Source organism: Streptomyces sp. NPDC037271 (assembly GCF_055603605.1).
This window is the reverse complement of sequence record NZ_JBVJVN010000001.1, coordinates 699,456-716,058: the sequence shown is the minus strand read 5'-3', so window position 1 is coordinate 716,058 and position 16,603 is coordinate 699,456. Positions and strand designations below refer to the sequence as shown.

Sequence of the window (16,603 nt, the reverse complement as noted above, 5' to 3'; positions counted from 1 at the left end):
GGCGGTGGCCCGGAGCCAGATGGGCCCCGCCGCGTCGCCCTGGCCCCCGTCGCCCGCCCGGCGCCGGGCGGGCGGCGCCGGCAACCGCCCCGGTCCGAGCGGCGTCAGCGGCCCGCCTCCTTGGAGACCAGGGCCACCGCCTCGTCCACGTCGTCCGTGACGTGGAAGAGCAGGAGGTCCTTCTCCGCGGCCTTGCCCTGGGCGACCAGGGTGTTGCGCAGCCAGTCGACCAGCCCGCCCCAGTACTCGGAGCCGAACAGGACGATGGGGAAGCGGGTCACCTTCTGGGTCTGCACCAGGGTGAGCGCCTCGAAGAGTTCGTCGAGGGTGCCGAGTCCGCCGGGCAGGACCACGAAGCCCTGCGCGTACTTCACGAACATCATCTTGCGGACGAAGAAGTAGCGGAAGTTCAGGCCGATGTCGACGTACGGGTTGAGCCCCTGCTCGAAGGGCAGCTCGATACCGAGACCGACCGAGGTGCCCTTCGCTTCCAGGGCGCCCTTGTTGGCCGCCTCCATGGCGCCGGGGCCACCGCCGGTGATGACCGCGAAGCCGGCCTCCACCAGGCCGCGTCCGAGCCGCACGCCCGCCTCGTACTCCGGTGAGTCCACCGCCGTACGGGCGGAGCCGAAGACGCTGATCGCGGGCGGGAGTTCGGCGAGCGTGCCGAAGCCCTCGATGAACTCCGACTGGATGCGCAGGACGCGCCACGGGTCGGTGTGGACCCAGTCGGTCGGGGCACGTTCGTCCAGCAGGCGCTGGTCCGTGGTGCTCTTCTGGACCTGGCCCCGTCGCCGGAGGACAGGGCCCAGGCGCTGCTCCTCCGGTGGCCGCTTCTTGCCCTCGGGGTTGCCAGTAGCCATGCGCGCTCCCTCCAGTTGCAGGTTCTTCCACCTCAGCGTAGATCCACGCGGGTTACGTGCGAGGGACCTCAGCATGTCCGCCACACAGCGGCGCAAACCCGGTACGGATCACGCCGTCAGCCAGGACCTCAGGCGCTCCTCCCCCGCGAGGACCTTCGCCACCTCGACCCGCTCGTCGCGCTTGTGCGCCAAGTGCGGGTTGCCCGGCCCGTAGTTGACCGCCGGGACGCCGAGTGCCGAGAAGCGGGACACGTCCGTCCAGCCGTACTTGGGCTGCGGGGTGCCGCCCACCGCCTCGATGAAGGCGGCGGCGGCCGGGTGGGACAGCCCCGGCAGGGCCGCGCCGCTGTGGTCGTCGACCACGAACTCCGTCACCCCGCAGTCCGCGAAGACCTCCCGCACGTGGGCGAGGGCGTCCTCGGGGCTGCGGTCCGGGGCGTAGCGGAAGTTGACCGTGACGACGCACTCGTCGGGGATGACGTTGCCCGCGACCCCGCCCGTGATGCCGACCGCGTTCAGGCCCTCGCGGTACTCCAGGCCGTCGATCACCGGGTAGCGGGGCTCGTACGCGGCCAGGCGGGCGAGGATCGGGGCGGCGGCGTGGATCGCGTTGGAGCCCATCCAGGAACGCGCGGAGTGCGCCCGCTCCCCCGTCGTCTTCAGCAGTACCCGCAGCGTGCCCTGGCAGCCGCCCTCCACCTGGCCGTCGGACGGTTCGAGGAGCACCGCGAAGTCGCCCTCCAGCCACTCGGGGTGCGCCTCGGCGACGTGCTTCAGTCCGTTCAGCTCGGCGGCGACCTCCTCGTTGTCGTAGAAGACGAAGGTGAGGTCGCGGTTGGGGGCCGGGACGGTCGCCGCGATGCGCAGCTGCACGGCGACGCCCGCCTTCATGTCGCAGGTGCCGCAGCCCCACAGGACGCCGTCCTCGTCCAGCCGGGACGGTACGTTGCCGGCGATCGGGACGGTGTCGATGTGACCGGCCAGGATCACGCGCTCCGCCCGGCCCAGTTCCGTGCGGGCCAGCACGTTGTTGCCGTACCGCTGGACCGACAGGTGCGGCAGGGCGCGCAGGGCGCTCTCGATGGCGTCCGCGAGCGGCTCCTCGGTGCCGCTCTCGGAGGGGAAGTCGACGAGCCGGGCGGTGAGCTCCGCGGCGTCCAGCGTGAGGTCAAGCGGGGTATCGGCCATGGCACCGACCCTAACGCCCCCGCCCTTTCGGGCAGGGTCCGTGCCCGGCGTACACCGTGTTCTGCCCTCCAGTACCTTGTACGCGTGCTTCAGCCGTCGCCAACCCGTAAACGCCGTGGCCGTCTGCTCCGTTCCGGCGCGGCCTCCGTGGTCCTGCTCGCGGTCGCCGGTTACCTCGCGGTGCAGTACGTCACCGGAGGCGCGGGCGCTCCGGGCTGCAAGGTCGTCTCGGGCGAGGACGGCGGCGCGACCTACGAGTTCACGCCGGAGCAGGCGGCGAACGCGGCGACGATCACCGCCGTGGGCACCGCGCGCGACCTGCCGGAGCGGGCGGTGACGATCGCGCTGGCGACCGCGCTGCAGGAGTCGTCGCTGCGCAACATCGACCACGGCGACCGCGACTCGCTGGGCCTGTTCCAGCAGCGCCCCTCGCAGGGCTGGGGCACTCCGGAGGAGATCATGGACCCGGCGTACTCGGCGGGCCTGTTCTACGAGCATCTGGTCGAGGTGCCCGGCTACACGCGCCTCCCGCTCACCGTCGCCGCCCAGCGTGTGCAGCGCAGCGGATTCCCCCAGGCGTACGCCAAGCACGAACCGGACGCCGCGCTGCTCGCCGCCGCGCTGACCGGACGGTCCGCGGCGACGCTGACCTGCGAGGGACGTCCGGGCGCGGCCCGGGCGCAGGGACCGGGCGCGGTCCGGGCGGCGCTCGTGCGGGACTTCGGGCAGGACGTGCTCCGGCCGGCCGGCGCGGCGGTGGACGGCGCCTCGGCGGCGTCCCCGGCCTCGCCGTCACCGTCGCCGTCGCCGTCCGCGGGCACCTCGGGACCCGCCGGTACCGCGGGCGGCTCCGACGGGCGGACCGTGACGCTGCCCGTGACCGCCGGCCCGGGTGCCGAGGGGCACCCCGGGCGGCGCGGCTGGCAGTTGGCGCACTGGGCGGTGGCCAACGCCTCGCAGCTGCGCATCGAACGGGTCTCGTACGCGGGCCGGGAGTGGACCGCGGGGAACACCGACAGCAAGTGGTACCCGACGGACGCCGGCGGCGCGGGGGGCGCGGAGCGGGCCGCGGGAGCGGTCCGGATCACGTCCGCGCGGTAGCGCTCACCCGTACGAGCCGTCACTCCGGGGAGTTACCCGCGGGGGCGTCACGTCGACGCGGTGCGCCGCCTTCGCCCCGTCACCCCGGAATCCGCCGGAGCCCAGGAGGATCAAGGGCTGTAAGGATTCGTCAGACTTTCCAGCCGCAGCCCTTTTGCCCGTTTTTCGGGGCACCTGATAATGCGACGCATTACCAACTCTTTACGTTGGGCCGCCGCAACCTTCGTGGCCTTCGAGCGGTAGTCACTGCGTCCGAGCCGGTCGATCACCAACCGGACGCGGTCGATTTCCTCATCACTGACTTCCGTCGAAGGAGCATCATGTCCCTCCCCCTGACCCGCCGGATCGCCCGTGCCGCGCTGCTCGTCGCAGCGGGAGCGGCTGCCGGGGTCGGTGCGGCCGGCTCCGCCAGCGCGGCTGCCGAACTGCCGGCCACCCCGAACCTCGGGGGACTGACCGCCCTGGACGGGGCGAACGTCGGCAACACCGTCGACTCCGCGGCCCAGAACGTCACCGAGACCGCGGGCGAGACCGGCGGCAAGGCCGTCCAGCAGGGCGTGCCGGCCGCGGGCAAGGCCGGTGGCTCGGTCGTCAAGAAGGCCACGCCGGTGGCGCAGAAGGCCGCCGGGGACGCGGCGGGCTCCGCCGGGGACATCATCGGTGACACGGCGCAGACGGCCACGAAGGGCGGGCTGCCGACGGACGCGCTGGGCAAGGGCGCGCTGGGCAAGGGCGGTCTGCCCGTGCAGGGCCTGCCGATCGGCTGATCACCTGACCGTACGGCGCCGGGACCCAGGGTTCGCTTCCTGGGTCCCGGCGCTTTGCGTGCCTGCGCCGGCGCGGCGGACGGGAGTCGCCCGGCGCGCTGCCCGGCGGGCGGGCGTCAGCCGTCAGGCCCCCAGGCGTCGGACCGCCGCGCGGACGCGGTCGTCCGTCGCGGTGAAGGCCACGCGGACGAAGTTCCCGCCCGCCGGGCCGTAGAAGTCGCCGGGGGCCACCAGGATGCCGCGCTCGGCCAGGTGGGCCACCGTGTCCCAGCAGGACTCGTCGCGGGTCGCCCAGAGGTAGAGGCTGGCCTCGCTGTGCTCGACGCGGAAGCCGTGGCCGAGGAGCGCCTCACGCAGGGCCGTGCGGCGGGCCGCGTAGCGCTCGCGCTGGACGCGGACGTGCTCGTCGTCGCCGAGGGCCGCCACCACGGCCGCCTGGGTCGGCGCCGAGGTCATCATGCCGCCGTGCTTGCGGATCTCCAGCAGGGGGCCCAGGACGGCCGGGTCGCCCGCCAGGAAGGCCGCCCGGTAGCCGGCGAGGTTGGAGCGCTTGGAGAGCGAGTGGACGGCGACCAGGCCGTCGTACGAGCCGCCGTTGACGTCCGGGTGCAGGACGGAGACGGGGTCGGCCTCCCAGCCCAGCTCGAGGTAGCACTCGTCGGAGACGACGAGGACGCCGTGCTCGCGGGCCCAGGCCACGATCCGGGTCAGGTCGGCCTTGGACAGCACCTTGCCGGTCGGGTTCGACGGGGAGTTGAGCCACAGCAGCCTCAGGCCCGCCGGGTCCAGCTCGGTGGGGTCGTCGTACGCCTCGTACTCCGCGCGGGCCAGGCGCGCGCCGACCTCGTACGTCGGGTAGGCCAGGCGGGGGAACGCGACCCTGTCACCGGGGCCGAGGCCCAGCTGGGTCGGGAGCCAGGCGACGAGTTCCTTGGAGCCGACGACGGGCAGGACGTGGCGGTGGGTGACGTCGCGGGCGCCGAGGCGGCGCCCGACCCAGCCGGTGATCGCGTCGCGCAGTGCCGGGGTGCCCCAGACGGTCGGGTAGCCCGGGGAGTCCGCCGCGTCGGTCAGGGCCTTCTGGATCAGCTCGGGGACCGGGTCGACCGGGGTGCCGACGGAGAGGTCGACGATGCCGTCCGGATGCGCGGCAGCCGTCTTCTTGTACGGCTCCAGCCTGTCCCAGGGGAAGGCCGGAAGGCGGTCGCGCAGCGACTCCGTGGAAGGGCGGCGGGCGGCGGGCGGGGGGTCGGAGACTGCGGACACGGTTACTGGCTCACTTTCTCGATGCGGCCGGCGCGGTCGGCGCGGGGAAACGCCTCGGTCCCGCACGGCACCGATCGGGAGCGATCAGCCGTACGGGACCGAGGTGGTGCGGCGCGGGCCGCTCCTACTGGTTCTGCGGCGGCAGTGCGGCGACGAAGGGGTGGTCGCGCTCGATCAGCCCCAGCTTGCTGGCACCACCGGGCGAGCCGAGCTCGTCGAAGAACTCGACGTTCGCCTTGTAGTAGTCCTTCCACTCCTCCGGAGTGTCGTCCTCGTAGAAGATCGCCTCGACCGGGCAGACCGGCTCACAGGCACCACAGTCGACGCATTCGTCCGGGTGGATGTACAAGGACCGCTGGCCCTCGTAGATGCAGTCGACCGGGCACTCCTCGATGCACGCCTTGTCCTTCACGTCGACACAAGGCTGCGCGATGACGTAGGTCACGCTGTCGTTCCTCCTCGATTGGGCGCTGGCGGGCCTCCTCAGGCTCCGCCGCCTGGCGCGCGGGAGCGCGGCGTCGTCGATGCCCGCCTCTAGTATCTCCGTTCTTGGGCATGATCCGAACAGGAGGGGTGAACCGACCCGTGGAAATCTCTGCCGCAGGACGTCTCGAGGTCCGTATCACCGCTTCTGACGTGGGCAAACGAGTCTCCGTCCGGCGCTTGAGCGATGCTGGTGCCCCGGGTGAGAAGTTCACCGACACCGTGGGCGTTCTCACATCATGGGACGACGGTGTGCTGCTGATCACAAAGAAGAGCGGGGAATCCGTGCGTGTCGCGGAGGCCGCGCTGGTCGCCGGGAAGGTCGTGCCGCCGGCGCCCGCGCGCCGACGCGGGCCCGCCGCCTCCTACGAGGAGCTGGCGCGGGTCGCCGCGCGGGCCTGGCGGCCGGTGGAGAGCGAGCGGCTCGGCGCGTGGGAGCTGCGGGCCGCCGCCGGCTTCACCCGGCGGGCCAACTCCGTACTGCCGCTCGGCGATCCGGGGCTGCCGCTCGACGAGGCACTGACCGCCGTACGCCGCTGGTACGGCGCACGCGGCCTGCCCGCGTACGTCCAGACCGCCACCGGGGCCGCGGGCACGCAGGAGCTGCTGTGCGCGGAGCTGGAGCGGCGCGGCTGGGTGCGGGAGGTGACGGCCGAGGTGTGGACCGGTGCTCTGGCTCCGGTCGCCGACCTGGCGGAGGGGGCCGGTGTGGTCCTGTCCCGGGAGGCGGACGAGGCGTGGCTGGCGCGGTACCGGCGCAAGGGCGTGAGTGACGTGGCCCTGAGGGTGCTCGGCGGCGGAGAATCGGTGTGGTTCGCGACGGTGCCCGGGGCGGACGTCCCGGCGGCGATCGGGCGGTGTGCCGTGGACGGGCGGTGGGCCTCCTTCGCGGCCGTCGAGGTCGACCCCGCGCAGCGGCGCCGGGGACTCGCGACCACCGTCATGGCCGCCCTGGCCCGGCGGGCGCTCGACGAGGGGGCGTCGGCGGCATGCCTCCAGGTGGAGACGGACAACGCGGAGGCGCGGGCGCTGTACGCCGGGATGGGCTTCGCCGCGCACCACTCCTACCACCACTACCGGGAGCCCGCGGGTTCCGGGGCGGACCGGTAACCGGTCGCCGGCGGACCGGTAACCGATCGCCGTGAAAGGGCACGAGCCAGCTATGCGTCATCCCCGTCCCCCGTCCCCGGAACGCTCCGCCGAGCTGCGGCGGCGGTTCGCCGAAGAGGCGCGGTCCGAGCGTCCCGACCTGGCCACGCTGTGCCTGCTGGTGGGCGCGGAGGCGGACGGGGCGCTGGACGAGGCGGGGCTGGACGCCGCGCAGATGGAGCTCGACCGGCTCGCCGGACAGCTGCCGTTCCGGCCGGGCACGCCGCGGGCCTGGGCGGCGGCGCTGCGGGACCTGCTCGGCGGTCGGTACGGGTTCCAGGGGGCCGCCGCGGACTACCAGCGGCTGGAGTCGTCGTTGCTGCACGAGGTGCTGCGGCGCCGGCGCGGGCTGCCGATCCTGCTGTCGGTGGTGTGGCTGGAGGTCGCCCGGCGGGCGGGGGCGCCGGTGTACGGGGTCGCGCTGCCGGGGCACTTCGTGGTCGGGTTCGGGCCGGAGTTCGGGCCGGAGGAGGAGCGGGTGCTCGCCGATCCGTTCGACGGGGGCCGGGTGCTCAGCGGGAACGACGCGGAGGTGCTGGTGGCGGGGGCGACGGGGGCCGCCCTGCGGCCGTCGATGCTGGAGCCGGCGGCGCCGCTGGAGGTGGTGTCGCGCATCCTGAACAACGTCCGGGCGTGGGCGGCGGCCCGGCCGGAGCGGTCGGACGTCGCCCTGTGGGCGATCGAGCTGGCGTTGCTGCTGCCGGCGCACGCGGCGCGGTTGCGGTACGAGCGGGCTCGGTTGCTGGTGCGGCGGGGGGAGTTCTCGGCGGGGGCCGGGGAGCTGGAGGCGTACGCGGACGTCGTGGGGGCGGTGGACGAGGCGGTCGCGGAGCAGGTGCGGGGGGAGGCGCGGGCGGCCCGGGCGATGCTGAACTGAAACACCGATGGACTGACACCGACGGACTGGACACCGACGGACTGAGCACCTGCCTGCGCCCAGGGGGCGCCCGGCACTCGCCGGGCGCCCCCTCGTGAGTGGCGTCAGCTGGGGTTGGTCTCGATGACCGCGACGCGGTCGGTCTTGCTCTTCAGGGCCTGGCGCAGGGCGCCGTAGACGTCCTCGGGGGTGACGGGCGTCTTCTCACCGTTGGCTCGGGTGATGAGCACACCGTCGAACGCCCCGCCGTAGAGGTCCTCGAGGGCCTTCAGGTCGGGCTTGTCGACCAGCTTGCCGTTGACGGAGGTGACCCGGAGGAACTTCCACAGGGACTTCTCCGGGCTCATCGGGACGGCGGGCCCGGCGTCGGTCCGCACGGTCACCTTGGCCGACATCGCCGGCTCGGCGAACTCCTTCATCATCCGGTCGACCTCGGCCTTGGAGACCGTGGGCTGCTGGGTGGTGGTCGGCACGTTCACGGGGGTGGCGGTGCCCGTCTCCACCTGGGCGCGGTACGCCGCCTGCACGGCCTCGGTCGACTTGTCGACGTCTATGCCCGTGCCGGCCTTGCCGTACACCGGGACGGCCTTGCCCGCCTCGAACCTGATGGTGCCCTCGGTCACCGACCCGGCCCCGCCGGCGGCGTCCTCCAGGGCGGCGTGCAGCTTCTCCTCGTCGACGGGCATGACCGGGTCGACGACCCGCTGCTGCCCGAAGAGCGAGCCGATCACGGAGACCGGGTTGTAGTCGCTCGTCGCCGCCGCGCTGGCCGTGGCCTGCGTGTCGAGCTGGAGTCCCGCCTGGTCCGGCTTCAGGGAGACGGTCTCGCCGCCCACCGTGAGCTTGAGCGGCTTGCTCGCGCGGGCGGCGAGGACGTCGTCCAGCTTCTCGACGGCGTCGTCGCGGGTACTGCCGCCGATGTCGACGCCGAGCACGGTGGTGCCCTTCGGCACGTCGGAGCGGTTCATGAGCAGGCCGGCGCCGTAGGTGACGCCGGCGATCACGACCAGGCCGCCGACGAGCAGGGAGAGCTTCCCGCGCCCCTTCTTCTTGGCCGGCTTGGCGGAGCTCGCCGGGGGCGCGGAGACCGGCTCGGGCAGCTTCGGGGGCGTGTGCGGCCGCGGCCCGTCGGCGGACGCGCCCTGGAACGGCGCGTTCCGGTCGGTCGGCACGACGGGGATGCCGCTGGTGACGGTGTTGCCGGAGACGTTGTCCGGGTTGCCGTAGCCGGGGGTGCCCGGCTCGGGGGCCGGCTTCTGCGGGGTGAGGATCGCGGTGTCGTCGCTGAGACCGCCACTGAGACCGCCGCCGAGACCGCCGCCGAGTGACCCGCTCAGGCCGTCGCCGGGGCCACCCGGTCCGCCGGGGCCGCCGGGGCCACCCGGACCGCGCAGGCCGTGGGATGCGGGCCCGCGCTGCCCGTCGGACGCGCCGGGGCCGCCGAGACCGCCGGCCGGGGGCGGCGTCAGCGCGCTGTCCCCGGTGACCGGGCCGCTGGTCGGGCCCGCGGGGCCGCGGGTGTCGCCGTACGGGGACTGCCCGTTCGGGCCGCTGTGCGCACTGCCGGAGCCGGAGCCCTGGCCGCCCTGACCGCTCCCGGAGAAGAACGGCGGGTCGTCGCGGCGCGGTTCGGTGCCGCTGCCGGCACCCGGGCGGCTGCCGTTGCCGTTGCTGTTGCTGTTGCTGTTGCCCAGCGGCCCCGCCCCCAGTGCCTCGGTCACGTCGAAGGAGCCGGTGCCGCCGCCGTGGCCGGGCGCCACGGGTCCGCCGGTCGCCCCGGAGAGGCCGGCGCCCTTGGCGGAGCCGGGGCGGGAACCGCCCGGCACGTTCATGGAGCCGACGACGCCACCGGGACGGGCACTCCCGCCGCCCGGTCGCGCACCACTGCCGGTACCGGGGCCCGCGGGAGCCGCGCCCGGCGTACCGGCGACCGCCGGGCCCGAACCGCCGGGCAGACCGGCGCCGTTGGTGGAGCCGCCGCCCGGAGTGCCCTTGCCGGAGCCGGACTTGCGCGGCGCGAACCAGTCGCTGGTCGGCTTGTCCTCGCCGGGCCGGGCGTGCTGCTCGGGCTCGGCGGGAGTCTCGACGGCGCTCGCGGGCGGCGCGGCGGCGCTCGGCGCCGGCGCGGTCCACTCGGCCGTCGTCTCCGTGTCACCGGGGGCGTCCTCGGCGCCCGCGACGGGCTTGCGCACGACGACCGGCGGAATGGGCCGTGATCCGGGGATGTTGATCCGGATGCGCGTCGTCAGCGTCGTCTCGGTCTTGCGGTCCTCCGGCCGCGAGGCCGAACGGCCCGCGTCCGCACCGGCGTCGGAAGCCATGGGTGTCCCGTAGGGCGGGGTGCCCGAGGGGTATGCGGCTCCGCCGCGCCCGTGGGGCCCGGAGGACGAACTGTCAGTTTCACGACTCAAGGCAGGTTCTCCCGGTTGGCTCCGCCGCCCGTCACACCTTCACAGCGGGCGGCTCGGCGGCGCGCACCACCATACTGGCCACGTCTGACGCGTATTCCTTGACCGATGGGGAAACCCACACCGGACTCGCACGCCCGCGTCATGGCGAAGTAGTACGTCACTTGCGAAGTCGGACGGCGTCGCCGTCCGGTTGCCGCACCGGCGCGAGGGTGGCGCAGATCACAGCGAGAGCGATCCCGCCGAGCAGGAACAGGTAGGTGCCGCTGCCGGCGGCGAAGAGGAAGTCGCCCTCGGGACGGCTGGTGGTCAGCAGGATCACGGCAAGGCCCCATCCGACGGCGGGCGCGACGGCCCCGCCCCGGCGTCCGACGGCCCGGCCCGCGCCGAGGCAGAGTCCCGCCTCGGCGGCCAGCGCGAGCAGCAGCCCGCCCGGGAACCATCCCGGCTGCACCAGCGCCCCCGCCGCTCCGACGACGGCGCCGAGCACGAAGAGCCCCAGGTAGAGGGCGACCCGCCCGAGGGACGGCGCGCGCAGCGGCTGGGCCAGGGCCGAGGTCGTCGGCTCGGTACGCCCGCTCACGGCGCCTCCTCGGTCTCGATTCCGGCGAACAGGTCGCTCTCGCGCCCGTCATCGTCGCCGGCCCGCTCGCCGCGGACCAGTTCGTAGTACTCGGTGGTGAAGACCGGCTGGGCCAGTTCGTTGGAGAGGACGAAGTACCGTCCGGCCACGGTGATCTGCGTGGCGTGCGCGCTCATGGCGGCGGTCTTGGCGGCGTTCGCGCTGCCCTCACCGCGGATCTCGGTGGTGATCCGTTCGTCGTCGACGACACCCGGTACGTCCTCGACGCCGGCCGCCTTCTCGAAGGGCAGGCCGGGCAGCTCGTCGCGGAGGCGGGCGAAGGCGTCCTCCGCGACGGTGCGCGGCACGCGGTTCCAGTAGACCTTGGCGACCGGGCAGCCCGCCTCGGCCGCCAGCTCGGCGGCGCGCATGGCGATGCGGTGGGCCTGGATGTGGTCGGGGTGGCCGTATCCGCCCTCGGGGTCGTAGGTGACGAGGACCTGGGGGCGTACCTCGCGGATCACCTCGACGAGGAGCTCGGCGGCCCGGTCGACGTCGGCCTGCCACAGGCAGCCGGGGTCGTCGTTGTCGGGCAGTCCCAGCATCCCGGAGTCGGCGAACCGGCCCGGCCCGCCGAGCAGCCGGAAGTCGTCGACGCCGAGCGCGCGCATCGCGGCCGTCAGCTCCCCTCTGCGGTACCCGCCCAGGGCGGCTCCGGACAGGTGCGCCAGCTCGGGCGGGATGACCTCACCCCGCTCACCGAGGGTGCAGGTCACCAGCGTCACGTGGGCGCCTTCGGCGGCGTACCTGGCCATGGTGACGCCGTTGTTGATCGACTCGTCGTCCGGGTGCGCGTGCACCAGCAGCAGACGCCGGGCGGGGAGTTCCGTCATGGGCTCCACCCTAAGAGGCGTCGGCCCCGTCCCTGTAACCCGGGAGACCGTCCGTGGGAATCGTCCACTCCGCGACGGTGACCTCCTCGCGAAAGGCGTGGATGATCCCCGATCGGCCTTCGCGCCCGCCACGTGGGACGGTTTCGTGCCTACGCGGTCGAGGGCTGATCCGGCGGCTGTTGGCCGCGAAGGAGGGCGCACTCCGCTCAAAGCGTGAACACATTCCGCCGATTGTCCTCCAGGCGCTCAAATGAGCGGCTCAAGGACGATGAGGTCGAAGTGTTCACGCCTTCAGAGGAGTGGGCCGCCCCCTCAGAAGTTGATGCTGCCGATCATCCCCGCGATGTTCGTCGTCAGCTCACTGATCGTGGGAGCGATCGTCGACGAGGCCAGGTAGAAGCCGAGGAGCATGCACACGACGGCGTGCCCCGCCTTCAACCCCGACTTCTTGACCAGTAGGAAGACGATGATCGCCAGCAGCACAACCGCCGAAATCGAGAGTGCCACGGCGGCTCACCTCCAATAAGCCCAGGGACATGGGGGGGGGTCGGACGCAGTCGAAACCTTGGGACAGATAAATCCACGCAGCGGGCATCTGGTTGATACCCACCATGCGCCAGTGATCATAACTATCCATGCGCGCGCATCTCTCGGCGCACAGCCGCACAAGGGGGCGCATGGCCAATATGGTCAGGGCATGACGACCGAGTCCGACTCCTTCCCCAAACGGCACGCCCGCACCCAGCGGTTCACGCTCGGCGCGCCGCGTTCGTTCACTGTGGCGCCCGACGGTTCACGGGTCGCCTTCCTGCGCTCCGGTACCGGCACGGACCGGGCCAACTCGCTGTGGATCCTCGATGTCGAGGAGGGCGGCGAGCGCGTCGCCGCCGACCCGCGCGCCCTCCTGGGCGGCGCGGAGGAGCACCTGTCGCCCGAGGAGCGGGCGCGGCGCGAGCGCAGCCGCGAAGGCGGCGCCGGCATCGTCGGCTACGCCACCGACGCGGCCGTCGAGCTGGCCTCCTTCGCGTTGTCAGGGCGGCTCTTCACGGCCGAGCTGCGGGCCGGTACGGCACGCGAACTGCCCACCCCCGGACCGGTGATCGACCCGCGCCCCTCCCCCGACGGCCGGCACATCGCCTACGTCGCCCAGGGTGCGCTGCGGGTCGTGGGGGCCGAGGGGGACGGTGACAGGGCGCTGGCCGAGCCGGACGCGGAGGGCGTCGCCTACGGGCTCGCCGAGTTCGTCGCCGCCGAGGAGATGGGGCGCGGCCGGGGCTTCTGGTGGGGTCCGGAGTCGGACCGGCTGCTGGTGGCGCGCGTGGACGACACGCCGGTGAGCCGCTGGTGGATCTCCGACCCGGCCCACCCCGAGCGTGATCCACAACACGTGCGGTACCCGGCGGCGGGCACCGCCAACGCGGACGTACGGCTGTTCGCGTTCGGGCTGGACGGGGGGCGCACGGAGGTCCTCTGGGACCGGGCGCGGTATCCGTATCTGGCGCGAGTGCACTGGTCAGCTGCGGGTGCGCCGCTCCTTCTCGTACAGGCGCGCGACCAGCGCAGCCAGCTGTTCCTGGCTGTGGACACCGAGTCCGGGGCGACCCGGATGGTGCACGCCGATGAAGATCCAATTTGGCTGGAACTCTTCCCCGGCGTTCCCTGCTGGAGCCCCTCCGGGCAGCTCGTGCGGATCGCCGACGAGGGCGGCGCGCGGGTCCTGGCGGTCGGTGAACGACCGCTCACCGGAGCCCAGTTGCATCTGCGGGCCGTACTGGACGTCTCCGGCGACGACGTGCTGGTTTCCGCTTCGGCCGGCGAGGAGGCGGCCGAGCCGGCGACGGGTGAAGTGCACGTGTACCGGGTGAACGAGCTCGGCGTGGAGCGCGTCTCGCAGGAGCCCGGCGTGCACTCGGCGGTGCGTGCCGGGGGCGTGACCGTTCTCGTCTCCGCCACTCTCGACCGGCCGGGTGCCCGGGTTCACGTACTGCGGGACGGGAAGCCGGCGGCGATCGTCACCTCTCATGCCGAAGACCCCGGTTTGTCCCCGCGCGTGACCCTCACCCAGGGGGGCGCACGCCGTGTCCCGTGCGCCGTGCTTATGCCAAGGGACTACCACGGTGACACCCCCCTCCCCGTCCTCCTGGACCCGTACGGTGGTCCGCACGGTCAGCGCGTGGTGGCCGCGCACAACGCCCACCTCACCTCGCAGTGGTTCGCCGACCAGGGGTTCGCGGTGGTCGTCGCGGACGGGCGGGGCACTCCGGGGCGGTCCCCCGCCTGGGAGAAGGCCATCAAGGACGACGTCGCCGCGGTGGTCCTCCAGGACCAGGTGGACGCGCTCCAGGCCCTCGCCGCCGACTTCCCGCTCGACCTGGGCCGCGTCGCCATCCGCGGCTGGTCGTTCGGCGGTTATCTGGCCGCCCTGGCGGCGGTGCGCCGGCCGGACGTCTTCCACGCCGCCGTCGTGGGCGCCCCGGTCACCGACCTGCGCCTCTACGACACCCACTACCAGGAACGGTACGTCGGCCACCCGGACGAGCAGCCGGAGGTCTACCGCCGCAACTCGGTGATCGACGACGCGGGCCTGGTCGACGCCGCCGAGCCGCACCGCCCCATGATGATCATCCACGGGCTGGCGGACGACAACGTGGTGGTCGCCCACTCCCTGCGACTGTCCTCGGCCCTGCTGGCCGCCGGCCGCCCGCACGAGGTGGTCCCGCTGTCCGGCGTCACGCACATGACCCCGCAGGAGTCGGTCGCCGAGAACCTGCTGCTGCTCCAGGTGGACTTCCTCAAGCGGTCACTGGCACAGCGCCGCGGGGATGCGCCGACCGCTTAACACGCGGGCAACCTCATCGAATCGACACCGATATACGGACGCGCGAGGCTGAGCATCGTGCGGCCGTGCGGGTGCCGTGAGCGGGCCGGGGAGGGCCATGTCACCCCGGCCCGCTGCCGTGCCCACCGCCTTCACCCTCTCCACCGCCCCCACCGCCCCCACCGCCTTCCGTGTCCCCCTCCGGCGGCACCACCTGCCCCGGCGCGGAGCGCCAGATCGGCAGGGTCTCCGCGAAGTGGCACGCCGAGTCGTGGGCCGCGGGGCCGGGGACCGTGCGGAACTCGGCGGGCACGGCGAGCGCCGGTACCTCCAGGGCGCAGCGCTCCCTGGCCTTCCAGCAGCGGGTGCGGAAGCGGCAGCCGGAGGGGATGTCGGTCGGGGACGGGACGTCGCCGGCCAGGATGATCCGCTCGCGGTGCTCCCGGGCCTCCGGGTCGGGCACGGGCACCGCGGACAGCAGCGCCTGGGTGTAGGGGTGGGTCGGGTGGTCGTAGATCTCGGCGTCCCGGCCGGTCTCCACGATGCGGCCCAGGTACATCACGGCGACCCGGTCCGAGATGTGCCGGACGATCGACAGGTCGTGGGCGATGAAGATGTAGGACAGGTCGAACTCGCCCTGGAGCCTGCCCATCAGGTTGATCACCTGCGCCTGGACGGACACGTCGAGGGCCGAGACCGGTTCGTCGGCGACGATGATCTCCGGGCGCAGGGCGAGGCCCCGCGCGATGCCGATGCGCTGGCGCTGGCCGCCGGAGAACTGGTGCGGATAGCGGTTGATGTACTCGGGGTTGAGACCGACGACGTCCAGCAGGTGCTGCACCCTTCCGCGCCGGTCGCCCTTCGGGGCCACCTCCGGGTGGATGTCGTACGCCTCCCCGATGATGTCGCCGACCGTCATGCGGGGGTTGAGGGAGGTGTAGGGGTCCTGGAAGACCATCTGGATGTTGCGGCGTACGGCCTTGAGGGCCTTGCCCGAGAGCTTGGTGATGTCCTCGCCCTTGTAGCGGATCTCCCCCGCCGTCGGCCGTTCCAGGTTCACCAGCATCTTCGCCACCGTGGACTTGCCGCAGCCGGACTCGCCGACGATGCCCAGGGTCTCGCCGCGGGCCAGTTCGAAGTCGACGCCGTCGACGGCCTTCACCGCGCCGGCCTGCTTCTTGAAGAGGATGCCGGAGGTCAGCGGGTAGTGCTTGACCAGCCCCCTGACCTCGAGGATCGGCTCAGCCATGCAGGCACTCCCTCCAGAAGTGGCAGGCGCTGCCCCGCTCCGCGTCGGACTCCGTCACGTCGTAGAGGGGCGGTACGTCGGTGCGGCAGACGTCCTGGACCATCGGGCAGCGGGGGTGGAAGGCGCAGCCGGGCGGAATGCGGGTGAGGTTGGGCGGCAGGCCCTTGATGGCGTAGAGCTCCTGGCCCTTCTGGTCCAGGCGCGGGATCGACTCCAGCAGGCCGCGGGTGTACGGGTGGGCGGGCGCCTTGTAGATGTCGTGGACGGGCGCCGTCTCCACGATCCGGCCCGCGTACATCACGGCGATCTTGTCGGCGACGTCGGCGACCACGCCCAGGTCGTGGGTGATGAGGATCAGGCCCATGTGCAGCTCGCGCTGGAGTTCCGCGAGCAGCTCCATGACCTGGGCCTGGACGGTGACGTCGAGGGCGGTGGTCGGTTCGTCGGCGATGATGAGCTTCGGTTCCAGGGCCATCGCCATCGCGATCATGATGCGCTGGCGCATGCCGCCGGAGAACTGGTGCGGGTACTGCCGCACCCGCTCCTTCGCGGCCGGGATGCGGACGCGGTCCATCAGCTCGACGGCCCTGGCCCGGGCGTCCTTGCGGGACATGCCGCGGTGCACGGTGAACATCTCGCCGAGCTGGTCGCCGACGGTGAGGACGGGGTTCAGCGCCGACAGCGCGTCCTGGAAGATCATCGCCATCTCGGCACCGCGGACCTTCCGGCGTTCCTCCTCCTTCAGCTTCAGCAGGTCCCGGCCCTCGAAGAGGACCTCGCCCGCGGTGATCCGGCCCGGCGGCATGTCGAGGATGCCCATGACCGTCTGGGCGGTGACGGACTTGCCGGAGCCGGACTCGCCGAGAACGGCCAGCGTCTCGCCCGCGTCGACGCCGTAGCTGACGCCGTTGACGGCCTTGGCGACGCCGTCCCGGGTGTGGAACTCCACGTGCAGGTCGCGCACTTCGAGCAGCATGCG

At 72.9% G+C, this 16,603-nt stretch carries 15 protein-coding genes; 5 read left to right on the top strand and 10 right to left on the bottom strand.

Features of this window, described 5'->3' with window-relative positions; genetic code table 11:
- Positions 1 to 104 precede the first annotated feature (104 nt).
- Together ACZ7G3_RS03305 and dapE are read right to left on the bottom strand one after the other, a co-directional pair.
- Entirely contained in the window at positions 105 to 863 is a 759-nt protein-coding gene (locus ACZ7G3_RS03305) for an LOG family protein (RefSeq protein WP_191884459.1), read from the bottom strand.
- A 108-nt stretch (positions 864 to 971) separates the two neighbouring features.
- Positions 972 to 2,051 (bottom strand): succinyl-diaminopimelate desuccinylase, encoded by a 1,080-nt coding sequence (gene dapE / locus ACZ7G3_RS03300; protein WP_426601366.1) that lies wholly within the window; start codon positions 2,049 to 2,051, stop codon positions 972 to 974.
- An 84-nt stretch (positions 2,052 to 2,135) separates the two neighbouring features.
- On the opposite strand from dapE, the gene ACZ7G3_RS03295 reads away from it, so the two are divergent.
- Entirely contained in the window at positions 2,136 to 3,152 is a 1,017-nt protein-coding gene (locus ACZ7G3_RS03295) for a heavy metal transporter (protein ID WP_470923017.1), read from the top strand.
- A 320-nt stretch (positions 3,153 to 3,472) separates the two neighbouring features.
- Positions 3,473 to 3,919, top strand: coding sequence for an ATP-binding protein (locus tag ACZ7G3_RS03290; RefSeq protein WP_426601368.1), 447 nt, complete (start codon positions 3,473 to 3,475; stop codon positions 3,917 to 3,919).
- Between the two features lie 123 nt (positions 3,920 to 4,042).
- On the opposite strand, the gene ACZ7G3_RS03285 is transcribed toward ACZ7G3_RS03290, so the two are convergent.
- Positions 4,043 to 5,185, bottom strand: coding sequence for a bifunctional succinyldiaminopimelate transaminase/glutamate-prephenate aminotransferase (locus ACZ7G3_RS03285; protein ID WP_470923016.1), 1,143 nt, complete (start codon positions 5,183 to 5,185; stop codon positions 4,043 to 4,045).
- Between the two features lie 124 nt (positions 5,186 to 5,309).
- Positions 5,310 to 5,630, bottom strand: a complete 321-nt coding sequence (gene fdxA / locus ACZ7G3_RS03280) for a ferredoxin (protein ID WP_003973842.1) — start codon at positions 5,628 to 5,630, stop codon at positions 5,310 to 5,312.
- Positions 5,631 to 5,770: 140 nt separating this feature from the next.
- Here fdxA and ACZ7G3_RS03275 point away from each other — a divergent pair, with 140 nt between their 5' ends.
- Positions 5,771 to 6,778 carry a GNAT family N-acetyltransferase gene (locus tag ACZ7G3_RS03275; protein ID WP_470923015.1) on the top strand — a complete coding sequence of 336 codons (1,008 nt, stop codon included), beginning with the start codon at positions 5,771 to 5,773 and terminating at the stop codon, positions 6,776 to 6,778.
- Between the two features lie 52 nt (positions 6,779 to 6,830).
- Positions 6,831 to 7,694 (top strand): transglutaminase-like domain-containing protein, encoded by an 864-nt coding sequence (locus tag ACZ7G3_RS03270; protein ID WP_426601371.1) that lies wholly within the window; start codon positions 6,831 to 6,833, stop codon positions 7,692 to 7,694.
- Between the two features lie 104 nt (positions 7,695 to 7,798).
- Here the strand turns inward: ACZ7G3_RS03270 and ACZ7G3_RS03265 are convergent, their stop codons facing one another.
- From ACZ7G3_RS03265 to ACZ7G3_RS03250, 4 genes are all read right to left on the bottom strand, one after another.
- Positions 7,799 to 10,105, bottom strand: coding sequence for a hypothetical protein (locus tag ACZ7G3_RS03265; RefSeq protein WP_470923014.1), 2,307 nt, complete (start codon positions 10,103 to 10,105; stop codon positions 7,799 to 7,801).
- Positions 10,106 to 10,262: 157 nt separating this feature from the next.
- A complete protein-coding gene (locus tag ACZ7G3_RS03260) occupies positions 10,263 to 10,685 on the bottom strand; it encodes a DUF6113 family protein (RefSeq protein WP_426601373.1) in 423 nt (140 codons plus the stop codon).
- Positions 10,682 to 11,557 carry an N-acetyl-1-D-myo-inositol-2-amino-2-deoxy-alpha-D-glucopyranoside deacetylase gene (gene mshB, locus ACZ7G3_RS03255; protein WP_470923013.1) on the bottom strand — a complete coding sequence of 292 codons (876 nt, stop codon included), beginning with the start codon at positions 11,555 to 11,557 and terminating at the stop codon, positions 10,682 to 10,684. The genes ACZ7G3_RS03260 and mshB overlap by 4 nt, the downstream gene beginning before the upstream one ends.
- Positions 11,558 to 11,869: 312 nt before the next feature.
- A complete protein-coding gene (locus tag ACZ7G3_RS03250; protein ID WP_030145837.1) occupies positions 11,870 to 12,064 on the bottom strand; it encodes a hypothetical protein in 195 nt (64 codons plus the stop codon).
- A gap of 190 nt (positions 12,065 to 12,254) precedes the next feature.
- Here ACZ7G3_RS03250 and ACZ7G3_RS03245 point away from each other — a divergent pair, with 190 nt between their 5' ends.
- Positions 12,255 to 14,396: a S9 family peptidase gene (locus tag ACZ7G3_RS03245; RefSeq protein ID WP_470923012.1), complete on the top strand. Its 2,142-nt coding sequence runs from the start codon at positions 12,255 to 12,257 to the stop codon at positions 14,394 to 14,396.
- A 100-nt stretch (positions 14,397 to 14,496) separates the two neighbouring features.
- On the opposite strand, the gene ACZ7G3_RS03240 is transcribed toward ACZ7G3_RS03245, so the two are convergent.
- Complete coding sequence (locus tag ACZ7G3_RS03240; protein ID WP_470923011.1) at positions 14,497 to 15,624, bottom strand: ABC transporter ATP-binding protein; 1,128 nt, start codon at positions 15,622 to 15,624, stop codon at positions 14,497 to 14,499.
- On the bottom strand, positions 15,617 to 16,600 hold the full coding sequence (locus tag ACZ7G3_RS03235) for an ABC transporter ATP-binding protein (RefSeq protein WP_470923010.1): 984 nt from the start codon (positions 16,598 to 16,600) through the stop codon (positions 15,617 to 15,619). Before ACZ7G3_RS03235 ends, ACZ7G3_RS03240 begins: the two co-directional genes overlap by 8 nt.
- Positions 16,601 to 16,603 lie beyond the last annotated feature (3 nt).